This is a genomic window from Lentzea sp. NPDC004789, from assembly GCF_053601075.1.
This window is the reverse complement of record NZ_JBSGBE010000004.1, coordinates 29,758-42,862: the sequence shown is the minus strand read 5'-3', so window position 1 is coordinate 42,862 and position 13,105 is coordinate 29,758. Positions and strand designations below refer to the sequence as shown.

Here is a 13,105-nt window from a genome sequence, read left to right as displayed (position 1 = left end):
TCGTCGTACCACAACCCCGTGAGCCTCTTCCGTCACGAACAGGCACCCCGTCCACTAAGGACGGCTTCCGCGACCTGCCCGCCTCACCACGACAGCTCCCGGCACCGCTGCGCTGACGAGCCGCCCTCGACCTGCAACGTGGCGTGCTCGATGTGGTACTTGGTCGCCAGCAACGACTGCGCGGCCTTGAGCACGGCCTCGTGATCGGCGTCCTTCGACGTCGCGAGGTGAGCCGAAGCCACCTCCATCCCGCTGGTCAACGTCCACACGTGCAGGTCGTGCGCCTCAGTCACCCCGGGCAGCTCCGTCAACGCCTTCTGCATCTCGGTGACGTCCAACCGCTCAGGCGCGTGCTGGAACAGGATGTGCAACGCGTTCTTGGCGAGCCCGTACGTCCGCGGCAACACCCACACGCCGATCAGCACACCCATGATCGGGTCCGCGTACTTCCACCCGGTCGTGAGCATGACCAACGCCGAGATGAGCACCCCGACCGACCCGATGAGGTCCGCCAGCACCTCCAGGTACGCACCCTTGACGTTGATGCTGTCCTTCGCGCCCTCCCTGAGCACGGCGAAGCTCACGAGGTTGGCCACCAGCCCCAGCGCGGCCGCGATCAACACCGGCCACCCCGGCACCGCGGGCGGATCCTGGAACCGCCCGACCGCCTCGTAGATCACGTAACCGGCGACCCCGAACAACAGCACCGCGTTGGCCAGCGCCGCCAGCACCTCGGCCCGGTAGAACCCGAACGTCCTGTTCCGCCCGGCCCTGGCCCGCTTCGCGACCATGATCGCCGCCAACGCCATGCCCACACCCAGCACGTCCGTGAGCATGTGCGCGGCGTCCGAGATCAGCGCCAACGAGGACGTCGCGAACCCCACGACGAACTCGACCACCATGAACACCGCGCCGATGCCGAACGCGACCCACAGCTTGCTGGCGTGCTGCCCGCTCGCTGACGCCGATCCGTGCCCGTGCCCGTGCCCGTGACCCATGCTCGGAACATATAGCGATATGCGCATGAGTGCAATCCGGGCGATTCCCGCCTCGGCGTGGACGTGGCGGAGACCACGCTTCAGCGGTTCGAGGGGGTGGGTGTGAAACCTGGTCGCCCGAGTGCGCTAGGATCTTCCATGTTGGTAGCGCCCCCGTAGCTCAGGGGATAGAGCACCGCCCTCCGGAGGCGGGTGCGCAGGTTCGAATCCTGCCGGGGGCACCACAGTGATCAAGCGTTTCCGCAGGTCGGCCCTGTTCCTTAAGGGGGCCAGCAAATACAGCGAGGCGTAAAGCCGCAGGTCAACCCGGTCCGGTATGTGCCCTCTGGGGACACATAGGTCTCGCTCGGTCTTCTCTGGTGGAAGCAGCACGACCAGCGACTGTCGGCGCATTTCAGTGTCTCTCTGCTCTCGCGACCAACGGCCGCAGCACCCGGCAAACGGCCCCCGAGGGTGTCAGACGATGAACGCAGGGACACGGTAGCCCAGCAGCACACCGCTCCACGCCCGCGATCACGCGGCAGCCAGGTTAATGGCGGCGTAGAAGTACGCCTTCTACTCGATCAGCCTCAGGGTCTCGCTGCTGAACGTGCCTCGCGAAACAGGATTGTCATGGCGTTCCTGCCGATCCGGTCAGCCAGGTAGCACAGCGGCGCATCGACCGCAGCGCCGGCGAAGATCAGAGCGGGGGTCACCATGCCTTCAGTGCATCAGTTCGTCCAGCCAGGAAGCAGCGCCGGATGCGCTTGTCCGCGACGGCGACGGCGACGGCGACGGCGACGGCGACGGCGACGAGCAGGCTGCACAACAGTCCTAACGCATAACAGAACGTCCCACAGGTCGAGCGATTCCCTCGAAGCGCCTGACAGTGCGTTCTCGGTACCGGGCCATTTCCCGCAGGACGAAATGAATGCACTGAACCCGCTAAAGGCGACGCGGCGGAATAGACCTAGGCCCGGATGCCTGGATCGAGGAAACCTCTGACCGCAGTTTCCCCAGGCGTTCACCTTCTTCGATCAAGTCGCGAACAAAGCCCTCCCAGATCTCGTCGAGCTTGGCCCGGGTCAGTTCACTCTCGATCCCAGTGATAGCGAGCGCTCAACCGTTGAGCATTTCTTCCATCCAGGACCAGTCACCCGGCACGTTCTCCAGACGTCGCACGGCCAGGTGGAAGCACCGTTCAAGGCTGACGGAGTCGACCCGCAGGTCCACTCCAGCTTCCTTGCCGTACAGAGTGACCGTCCACAGCTGACCACTGAAACCAATGCGCTCGTGATCGAACTTGATGTAGCTCGACACACCACGGCGCCCGAGTTCATCCAGAAGGAGTTCAACACCTACAAAGTCCACGATCATGACCTAAGCATAGGACCGAAGCATGTTGGCAATCCCCTGCACATCGTCATAGCCCTACCGATCGCGCCGATTACGTTCCAAAGTCCTTCAGGGACCGGCGTGCGACCATTCCTTTCCATCAACAGCGAAACCACGTCATACGCCGTCCGCTTGTTACCCTCGAGAAAAGGATACCCGTCGGCGATGTCACGAGCCGCCGAGGCGACCTTCTCGCAGTAGTTGCTGTAGTAGTTGACATTCAGGACAACAGTTTTCGAGGTTATCTTGTCCTTGCTCAGATGCCCGCTCGCGTGTCGGCGGTTGATGTCGCAGATCTCCCGTACTTCGACACCGACTTTGAATCCCCCGTTGGGACACCAACCACTGTTGTGCACAAGTGACTGGATATTCCCAAAAACGACGTAGAACGTGTGCAGGCCGTCGACCGTCAGGTTGTAAACCTTCCGGTACTCAGTCCACTCAGTGGTACTGACGACCTCGACCCGCGAGCCGTCAACGGCTCGAAGATCGTCACCTGGCTCGAGTTCCTTCGCGTCACGCCAAGCCGCGCGGCCTTCGACCCAGAAGGGAGGCCCACCGGTCGCAGTCAGGGAATCGGTCTTGACCCCCACTGCACCATCGGTGTCGACGGTGATCTTGACCAGATCCTTCGCGCCTGTACCGACGATCAGATCGGTGACTTCGCGCGCTCCTGTCCCATCTGTTGTCGGGTCGGTGGCCAGCACCTTGTCGCCGACCTTGACTTCCTGGATCGGCTTGGTGGAGCCGTCCTCCATCAACTCACGTGTGTCGGCAGCGAAACTGTTGACAGTACGCAGGCAGCCCATAGCACTGACAGCCTCATCGCCGTACTTCTGCAAGCCCTTGCCGATGAGCTTCGCGCCAGTCGCCGCGGCGCCCGCGAATGGCACGAGTGCCGCTGCCGCCAGAGCTGCGTTCAGGTAGTCGCCTTCGGCGAGGTACCACAGCGCGTTGATTCCGTCCGCGATCTCGCCGACCACCGGGATCATGCCGACCACATCGAGGATCGTGTGGCCGACCTCGGACCAGTCGATGCTGCTGACCTTGTGGTCCACCCACTCCCAGAAACCCACCTCCTTCGGCTCGCCGACCGACTTGATCACAGGCTCGCCACCGGTGACCTTGTCGACGTCCTTCTTGATGGACTCCTGCCGATCAGCGACCTTGTTGTCCGACACCTGCTGAGCAGGCGCATTCGGCGAGGACGACACGGGCGAGCTCATCGAGTCACCGGCCGACCGGACCCGCGAAGATCGGAGCCGTTGCTGCAGCTACCGGAGGGAGCAGGTTGTTACGCGCCGCCGACGCTGCCGCATCCCGCGCTACATCGGTCGGTGACGGGCCTGGCCGGTATACACCGAGACCTCCCGTGTTGTTCTTGACCGGCGCAACCCCAACGCCGGTGACACCATCGAACACGCACATCGGGAGTGGGGGGCTGACACGCGAGGACGTACTTGCCCTGGTCACCACCGCGGCTGGCCTGCTCAACAGGCGCTGAACGCGACGAAGAGTCCGGTCGCCAATCTCCTAGCGAGACATACTGCAGAGTTCGTCGATTAAGAGACATCGACCCATTCGGTGTCTGCTAGACCCCGTGCCGCAAGACGGAGCTGTTCGAGCTCCGTCTTGCCCAGCGGTTTCAGCGGTTCGTCGAGGTCCAGCAAGCCAACCCGAAGCCCGTCCGCAGAACGACCCTCAAGAATCAACTCGGCGGTCTCTTCGGCTACGAAGAGGTCCGGTGGCCCGGTATAACCGATCCCGTCGGCGATCCAAGCCACCACACCCCCGGAACGAAAGATCCAGTCGAAGACCAACTCCACCGAGCGACGCCACGAGTCGTTCGACGGGAACTCCTCGAAAGTTATGTCCCAGACATTCACGTCTTGCAACCGACCTGCCATCAGGTAGGTTTTTCCGCCTTTGACCACGTTCTCGAACACATTCACGTCGAGATCGCCGCCAGTCCACGTTCCTGCAGGCTGAATCGAGTAGAAGGTCACCCCAGGCCGTCCGCCGCTGAAGTCCTGAGTCAGTGCGGCACGAGCGTTGATCGTCACGGAATCACACCCCATCCCCTCAGCTGCTGCAGATTGGGCACGAAGGTGGTCGCCAGCTGTCCGTTCATCGGACCTGCGGTGTAAACCTGCGCAGCAATGTACTGGCCATTGTACATACCCACGTAGATGTCCTTGGGGTCACCCTGCCAACTCGTGGGTGTCACCTTCTTGGTCGGATTGGTCAAGATCGGCATCAAGATGTCGCGCAGTTCGCCTGGACTCGTCTTCCCCTTCCAGGGCCCAACAACGCCTTGCTGTTCCAAGTGCCTCCACCCGTGCTGCAGTCGCTTGGTACTGCTCAACGCGTTCTCGGCCGTCTTCGTACACATTCCGGAGTTGTGCACGAGCACTTCTGGCGACTCCGACGAGGCCGATTTCACGTAGTACGTGTGAATGCCATCGACGGTGAAGTTGTAGACGGTCGCGTACTCGGTCCACTGGGTAGTCGCCACCACCTCGATCGACGAACCGTCGACGCGGCGCAGGTCATCACCGGGCGCGAGATCCTTCGCATCGAGCCAGGCGCCCCGGTTGGTCACCCAGAACGGGTGACCCGCAGTCGACGTCAGGACATCGGTCCGGTCGCCCGCCGCCCCGTCCGTGTCGACGGTGATCTTCACCAGCTCCTTGTCACCGGTGCCGGTGATCAAGTCCGTGACCTCACGGGGCACCGTCTCACCAGTGGTGGGATCAGTCGCGAGAACCTTGTCGCCGACCTGTACGTCGCGGATCGGCTTGGTGGTGCCGTCCGCCATCAGCACGAGCGTGTCACCGATGAAGCTGTTGCACGTCTTGAAGATCTTCCCGAGCCACTCGGCGACCTCAGGACTCCTCTTGCCGACCCACTTGAGACCTGTGCCCGCCCACCCGACGAACGGGATCATCGAGACGCCGGCCAGTGCGGCGTTCTCCCAGTCGCCTTCAGCGAGGTAGAAGAAGGCATTGATGCCGTCCGCGATCTCTCCGTAACCAGGGATGAGCCCGGCCACGTCGAGAACGAGGTGGGTCATCTTGAGGCTGGTGTCGAGAACCCATTCCATGTAGCGCTCGGGTTCGCTCATGAACTGCGCGATCTGCGACAACTCCGACAACGTCGGCGGCCTGACGTTGTCGATGGGATTCTTCCCCTGGAGAGCATCGATCATGATCTTGCTGATCGCATCTACCAGCGTCGCCTCCACCCATTCCTGGGTGACCTTCGCAGGTAGCGACGGCGACGATGAGACCGGCGGCTGGTACGAGTTGTCGACGGTGCCCGCGTACATCGGCTGTGTCGCTGCGGCAATCTGCGGCAGCGGATTGTTGCGTGCTGCGTCGACTGCGGCCGCACGTGCGACTTCGGTTGGCGATGGGCTCGGCCGGTACACACCGATCCCCGTGTTGTTCTTGCCGGGCACGACCCCTCGACCGGGCACCGTGCTACCTGGGTTTGCGCTGCCACCAAAGGAGTCGTTGGAAGGCCCGCCGTCATAGGCTCCGCCGGGCCGATTGCAGTAGCTGCCTTCGGCTTGGCACCACGAAAGCCCCGGTTCGGGAGCAGGCGGGCAGTAGGTCACGCGCGGACCGAACCCCGGGTCGCTGATGACGGTGCAGTTCCTGGGGAGATGACCGTCGGGGTCGTCGTAGTTCGTCGGCGCGCCGAGACCGTAGGCGTAGCGATTTGAAACACCAGAGGGCGAGGAGGGCAACGTGATGTTGTCCCGCGCGGTGAACCCGCCCGCTCGCGGCGAGTACCAGCGGGCGCCCATGTCGACTTCGCCACTGGCCGGATCGGTGTAATCGCCCTGGAATCCGAGCGAACGCTTGGAGCCTGCCGAGGCGATCGCCTGTCCGAACGGGTCGAAAGCCACGCTGTCGGTCAACGTCTGCAGCGAACCGGCCGGATCGAATCCTCCGACGAGATCACCGTGTCCGTCGCTGACCGTCAGGCGCTTCTGGTCGCCCTGGCCCAACGCCAGCAGCGAGCCGTCGGCCCCGCGGCTGAAGCGCGACTCGCCATCTGACACGACGTCCAGCGAGTTGCCCGCGTAGGTGAAGTTCTTGCCGTTGCGCGCACTCAGCCGGTCGAGGCCGTCGTAGGCGAACCGCGTTTCGCCGTTGCGAACGGCGCGGTCGAACGAGTCGAAGCCGTACTTCTCCTCCAGCCCGGACGAAACGCGGGCGGTCAGGGTGCCGCGTGCCGACCACTTGTAGGTGTAGTCGCCGTCGCCCTGCAGCCGGTTGCGTTCGTCGTACGTGGCGGTCTTCGCGCCGACGCGCACGCGGTTGCCCGCGTCGTCCCAGCCGTAGTCGGTGCGAGTGCCGTTGGACGTCCACGCGGTCAGGCGGTTCGAGTAGTCGTACTCGTAGTTGTTCGTGCCTGAGCCTGCCAGGCCTGTGGTCGTCTTCGAGGTCAGCCTGTCTGCGAGGTCGTAGCCGTAGCCGATCGAGGCCGCGATCGTCCCGCCTGCGCCGGTCATCGTGTCGGTCTTCAGGCGGCCGTACTCGTCGTAGGTGAACGAGCGGGTGCGGTCGGCGCCGTAGTCGACGGTCTTGACCTCACCTGCGTCGTTGTAGCCGAACGTCTGCGTGGCGCCGGTGACGGAGTCCTGCACGGTCGCGGCGCGGCCACGCAGGTAGGAGTACCGCGAGGTGCCGGACTCGTCGGTGCGGGTGGCCATGCGGCCGTTGGGGTCGTAGGTGAACAACGACTTGCCCGATGGGCCGTCCGTCGTGAGCAGTGAGCCGCGGTCGTTGTAGGTCAGCACATTGGTGCCGCCGGGCGCGCTCGACTCGACCATGAGGCCGGCCAGGTCGTAGCGCAGAGTGCGTGCGTCGGTCGACTCCTCGGCGCCCGTGCCGGTTTCACCGGTCAGGCGGTTCAGCAGGTCGAACGTCCGCGTGCGAGTGACGCCACCCGGTGCCGTGACGCGGTCGGGGTTTCCGGCCAGGTCGTAGCCGACTGTCCACGTGCGGTCCGCGGTCTGCGGGTGTGCCGTGGTCGAGGGTTCGATGGTCGACTCGCCGAGACCGAGGCTGTTGACCGTGTACACGGTGGTGTTGCGGCGCCCGTCGGTGAAGCGGGTCCGGTTGCCTGCCGCGTCGTAGCCGAAGGACGTGGTGATCGTCTTGTTGTCGGCCACCGGTTCGGTCTGGCTCGTGACGCGCCTCAGCGCGTCGTAGGTGTAGGTGGTCGCGCGCTGGAAGGGGTCGGTGGTCTGCACGAGGTTGCCCGCGCGGTCGTAGTAGTTGCGCGACATGCGCAGCAACGATTCATTCGCATCGAGCGTGTACTGAGTGGACGGTCGACCAGCAGTGTCGTAGGTCAGGAACGTGGTGCGGTTCAGACCGTCGGACACGCGGGACTGACGGCCGATGCTGTCGTATCCGAGCTTGGTCACCACGCCGGCGGGATCGGTGGACGAGGTCCGCTGCCCCAGCGGGTCGTACGCGAACGTGGTGGTCTCCTCAGCCGGTGAGGTGATCGTCTTGAGGTTGCTCGCGTCGTCGTAGGTCATCCGCGTCGTGAACGCGGACGGCGTCGGGAAACGCTCCAGCTGCGTGGACGTGACCGCGCGGCCGAGGTCGTCGTAGGTCGTCTCCACGCGGGCGCCGGTCGGGTCGGTGACCGACAGGCGTTCTCCCGAGCGGGTGTAGCTGTAGAGCCAGGAACCCGTGGTGTGACCGGTCGTCGTGGCGTCCGCCTGGTACTGCGCGACGAGACGGCGCTGCTGGTCGTAGCTGAACTCGGTGACGGCGCCACGCGGGTTGGTGACCTTGCGGACGTCACCCAGCGGCGTGTACTCGGTCAGCGTGACGGCTCGAGCAGCGGTCGCGGTCCCGGGCTTCGTGTACTCGGGCGACTCCGTCCGCACTACGCGGCCGAGCTTGTCGAATGCCTGTTTGCTGATGTTTCCGTTGGCGTCCGTGAGCTCCGTCGCGTCACCGAAGGTGTCGAGTCCGGTTTGGATGGTCGGCCGCGTGGAGCTCGGCGCCGTGCCGTTCGTCTCCACCTGCACGGTCGGCGAAACCACAGCGACCAGCCGGCCGCTTTCGTCGTAGGTGTAGTCGGTCGTGAAAGCGGTGGCATCCGCGCCCTCGGCCGTTCCTCGCGGATCGGTGGCGGAGCGCAGCAAGCCGCGCTGGTCGAAGACGCTCGACGTGGTCAGCCGCTCGGTGCCGTTGAACGAGGTCTCGCTCGTGCGCCGACCGGCGGAGTCGTAGCCGTACTCGACGGCGAAGGTTCGCTGAACGTCCTGGTGCACGCTGTTGGACGGCTTGCCCGTAATGGCGACCTTCGTGACATTGCCGCCCGCGTCGTAGTCGTACGAGGTGGTGCGGGCAAGGCCGGTGGGGTCGGCGTTCTCGGTCTTGACGCGGTTCAGGACGTCGTAGGTCTTCTCCACGACAAGGCCGCCCGCGTTCACGACCCGCGTGACGTTGCCCGCCTTGTCATAGGTGAATTCCTGCAGCACCAGATCGCGGGTCGCGCCGGAGGGGTCGAACGGGTCCCTGATCTTCGACGCGATGACGCGGCGGACGGAGTCGTCCTTGTAGTACTCGTACCGCTTGCTGCGGCCCATCGCGTCGGTCTCGCGGGTCAGCCTGCCTGCGACGTCGTAGGCGTACGACTTCAGCACCAGCGTGTCGAGCACCGTCCGGTCGCCTTCGCCGTCCCCACCAGGACCGCCCGGCCCGACCGGGTCGCCGTGCCACGCCCGCAGCCGCACTTCGGCGATCTTGTTGCGGCTGGTGTAGGCGAACTCGTACTTGGTGCCGACCGCGTCCACGGTCCAGGCGAGGTTGCCGAAGCTGTCGTAACCGCTGGTGGCCACGTTGCCTTCGGGATCGGTGATCCGCGCCGCCCGGCCGTAGCCGTCGTACTCCGTGGTGACCTGCCTGGTCTGGTCACCACCGGTCAGATCGCTGACCTTGACCACCGTGACGTTGCCGTCCGCGTCGTAGTCGTAGCTGGTCTGCTGGGTGTGTTTGACACCGGTGACCTTGTTCGTGGTCGCCGGGCGCGTAATCGTCTTCTGCCGCGAAAGCTCGTCGTAGGTGAACGTCGTCGTCAGGCCCTGCGGGTACGCCTGCGAGACCTCGGTCTGAGTGATCTTGCGGCCGAGCTTGTCGTAGGTGAACCGCGTGACCAATCCCGCGGCGTTCGTCACCGACTCCAGGTCACCGGACCGGTAGTAGGTGTACGAGATCTTCGCGCCCCGGCCGTCGGTCGTGGTCTCCACCAGGCCGGCGGGACCGAACGAGGACGACGTGGTGTAGGTGTGCCGCACCGTCGAGCCGTCCGGCAGGCGCTGGGACTCGAACAAACCACGCACGCCGACACCTGTGTAGCTGTTGGTCGTGCGGTAGGTCGCGTCGTCAGGGCCGGAAGACCGGCCGTCCGCGGACGTGAGCAGTTTGCCGTTGCGCGGGTCGGTGAGATCGCTGGGGTTGTTGTAGTAGGTGAAGTACGAGGTTTGGCAGTCGGTTTTCGACGTGCGGCAGGTCGTGCGCGAGACCGGGTTGCCGCGCGAGTCGTTGGTCAGGTTGACCTCGTTGCCGTTCTCGTCCGTGATCTTGTTCAGGAAGCCGCGGTCGTCGTAGTCGAACGTCCGCACGCCCGCTCCGCGGTTGGGGCCGCCGCCCCACGGGTCACCTCCCGGCGGCACGGGGCCGCCAACGGGGATGTCCTCAGGTCGGACGCCCTGGCCGAGCGGCGTCAGCGAACGCAGGATTCGGCCACGTGACGGGTCGTAGTCGGCATAGTGATAGCGGTTGCCCGGATCCGTGACCATGGTGGTGCGCACCAGGTTCTGCTCGGTTCCGGTCACCGCAGGCGCGGCGATCTTCCACAAGCCACCGTTGCCGTCGGTGTATTCGCGCAGCCGGTCGTTCACCACGTCGTAGGTCATCGTCGCGGCGACCCTGTCGCTGGGCAGCGTGATCTTCGTGAGCTGGTCGGCCGGCTTGGCCATCTCGAAGTGCTGCTTGGCCGAGGTGCTGCCGATGGCGTGCTCGTAGAACGCGACCTCGTCGATCGAGCCCGAGAAGTACCGCATGCCGCCGGCGAGGCCAGGCCAGCCGTCGGTGTAGGCCGCGCCGAGCTGGTTGTTCGTCATGGTGAGGTGGTCGATCTCACCGAGCGCAGTGCCGACGACCTCTCCGTCGAGGTACAACGACTGCGTACCAACGGATCCGGAGAGCACGACGTGGTGCCATCGATCGTTGTTGACCGTGCCCGTGGTGGTGATGGGCTCGACCTTGCCGTTCCAGAAGTTGCCGCGCAGCTTGCCGTCCGTGCCGACCCACAGCACGGGCATCTGCGGCGTCGACGGCGTGGCACCGGGAGCGAACTCGTAGTGCTGCATGCCGAGCAACGGGCCGCCCGAGGTGGTCTTGAACCACATCTCCACGGCGAGGTCGCGATTCTTCTTGATCAGGCCGCCCGGCAGCTTCACGAACGACGACGAACCGTTGAACTGCCGTGCACCGTCCGGAGATCCGGCGATCGCACCGGGCACCCACGTGGTGTCGTTCGCGGCGCCGTCGTCCTTGCCCAGGTTGGTGCGGACCTGGCTCTCGATCTTGGTACCGGCCGGGTCGCCGAGCCGCCAGTACGAGCCCGGGTTGGAGTCGATCACCGCGCTGCGGTAGTGCGACCCCTGGTCGTACTGGTACCGCGTGCATCCCGACTTCGGATCGCACACCTTCGACAGCTTGTCGCCGACGTACTCGTAGTTCCAGGTGAGCTGCTGGTTGTTGCCTGCGTCGACGGTCACGGACCGGACGTGCGGCTTGAACGTCGGCTGTGCGTCGGCCCAGGTGAAGCTCAGCTTCCGCTCGTTGCGGGGATTGACGACCTCTGCCAGCCTGCCCGTCACCTGGTCGTACGTGACCTCGACGAACTGTCCCGTCTGGTCGGTGATTCTGGTGAGCTTGCCGTCCTGGGCGAACCGGTATGAGGTGGACCGGGTGTCGACCATGATCCAGCCGCCACCGAACTCGGCGGGCTCCGCGTGCAGGTCGGCCTGCCTGCCGGGAGCCGGCGCGAAGCCACCACCGGGGTTGCGGCCGAACCGCACCTGCTGACCGTCCGGGTAGGTGATGAGGACGTTGCCCGAACCGTCGTTGTCCGGCACTGCCCGCATGTCCCATCGGGTCGACCAGCCCGCGCCGAACGCGAGGTCACGACGCGGGTCGAGGCTGTTGTACGTGCGGGCGACCGAGAGCTCGGGCCCGGCACCGGACAGCGACACGTCGATGGCGCTGGAGAAGTAGTTGCCGTTCTGCGGGTCGAAAGCCTTGTTCGCGCCGTTGTACGGGGCGTTCGCCAGATGCGTGGTGATGCTCGGTTGCGGCACCGAGGTCAGCAGGTGGCTCCACGGCAACGCGGGGTTCTCCTGCGTGCCGTCGAAGGCGAAGGACCGCCACACGTAGTCCCTGCCCCAGTACAGCTTGTCGGCTGGGATCGTCCACATGTGAGTGTCGACGCGGCCGGAGTCGAAGCAACTGCCCGTGACGGCGCCGTCCGCGAACTCGCAGATCTCGAACCTGTACTTCAGCGCCCGGTTCGACGGCGAGTCGATGTCGACGGCATCGGTCCACACCTGTGGGGTGAGCGTCGGCGAGGAGTAGCCGTTCGGCGGGTACTGCGCCTTGACCACCGGCGGGATGTTGTAGACGCGGAACGACAACCGGGCAGGCGCGATCTGCTCGTCGGTGAACCACGCGCCGCCCTTGCGCAGCATGGAGAAGTCGAGCAGGTAGCCACCGGCGTCGAGCGGGTCGATCCACGCGTCCAGCGTCACCGAGCCACCGCGCGGCACGTCTTGCGGAAGCTGCGCGGTCTCCACCGCCCTGACCGGGTTGCCCTGCTCGGTGAACGCGCGGTAGCCCAGCGCGAACGTCTGCGGAGTCCACGTCTCCGCACCGCGGTTCGTCACCGTGATCTTGACCTTGCCGCCCTGCTGGGCGTGTACCGGAGGTTCTGGTACACTGCGGTCGATGCGGTATTCGGCGTCGTACGGCGTGTGGGTGATGTAGAGGCGAGGCGGGTTCGCGGTGTCGCGGCCGGTGAACTTCTTCCAGCCGTAGTTGTCGGATTCCGACGCGCGGACGCTCAGACCGTAGTTCGCCTGTTCTGAGCCGGGACCGCCTCGCTACTCCGATCGAGCAGCACCCGGTGCTCGACAATCAGGCGCCCTCGCAAGAGAACCCTGATAGAGCCTGTTCCCATCTGTTGTGTGCCCAGCCGGGGGCACCAAAGTAATCAAGTATTTTCGCAGGTCAGCCCAGATCCCTCGCGAAGTCGGTGAGGGCATGGAACTTAAATCCGCAGGTCACCCCAGGTCCGGTTGGTGCCCCACTGGGACACACCGAGTACTTTGAAGTTGTCGTACCGGCCTGGAGGCGTGGCGGAGCTTCCGTCCGCTGGTGGTATGACAGCGTGTGCGCAGCCGCTGACCCCGTTCGTCCCTGGCCACACCCTGGCGGAGGCCCTGGACGTCGCGGTCCTCGAAGTCCTGGTCGCGCGGACGTATCCACCGAAGCAGGGTCCAGTTTGCGGAGTCGGGCTTCGGCGACCTCGACCGACCTGACGCACAGGCAAACTGCCGACCGAACTGTCCTGCCGCTTACCCACCCACGGATCACGATTACCACCCTCGGCCGGCCGCGCCCAAGGATTGCGGG

General features: G+C 65.1%; 5 protein-coding genes and 1 tRNA gene. 1 reads left to right on the top strand and 5 read right to left on the bottom strand.

Features of this window, described 5'->3' with window-relative positions; all coding sequences use genetic code 11:
• Positions 1 to 83 precede the first annotated feature (83 nt).
• Positions 84 to 998: a cation diffusion facilitator family transporter gene (locus ACWEIJ_RS10575; protein WP_449836907.1), complete on the bottom strand. Its 915-nt coding sequence runs from the start codon at positions 996 to 998 to the stop codon at positions 84 to 86.
• Between the two features lie 149 nt (positions 999 to 1,147).
• On the opposite strand from ACWEIJ_RS10575, the gene ACWEIJ_RS10570 reads away from it, so the two are divergent.
• Positions 1,148 to 1,222 (top strand) — tRNA-Arg (locus ACWEIJ_RS10570).
• 874 nt (positions 1,223 to 2,096) lie between these two features.
• On the opposite strand, the gene ACWEIJ_RS10565 is transcribed toward ACWEIJ_RS10570, so the two are convergent.
• The 4 genes from ACWEIJ_RS10565 to ACWEIJ_RS10550 form a co-directional block, all read right to left on the bottom strand.
• Positions 2,097 to 2,354 (bottom strand): hypothetical protein, encoded by a 258-nt coding sequence (locus ACWEIJ_RS10565; protein ID WP_449836906.1) that lies wholly within the window; start codon positions 2,352 to 2,354, stop codon positions 2,097 to 2,099.
• Positions 2,351 to 3,598: a polymorphic toxin-type HINT domain-containing protein gene (locus tag ACWEIJ_RS10560; protein ID WP_449836905.1), complete on the bottom strand. Its 1,248-nt coding sequence runs from the start codon at positions 3,596 to 3,598 to the stop codon at positions 2,351 to 2,353. Before ACWEIJ_RS10560 ends, ACWEIJ_RS10565 begins: the two co-directional genes overlap by 4 nt.
• 336 nt (positions 3,599 to 3,934) lie before the next feature.
• Positions 3,935 to 4,435, bottom strand: a complete 501-nt coding sequence (locus ACWEIJ_RS10555) for a hypothetical protein (protein WP_449836904.1) — start codon at positions 4,433 to 4,435, stop codon at positions 3,935 to 3,937.
• Positions 4,432 to 12,357: a polymorphic toxin-type HINT domain-containing protein gene (locus tag ACWEIJ_RS10550; protein ID WP_449836903.1), complete on the bottom strand. Its 7,926-nt coding sequence runs from the start codon at positions 12,355 to 12,357 to the stop codon at positions 4,432 to 4,434. Before ACWEIJ_RS10550 ends, ACWEIJ_RS10555 begins: the two co-directional genes overlap by 4 nt.
• Between the last annotated feature and the right edge of the window lie 748 nt (positions 12,358 to 13,105).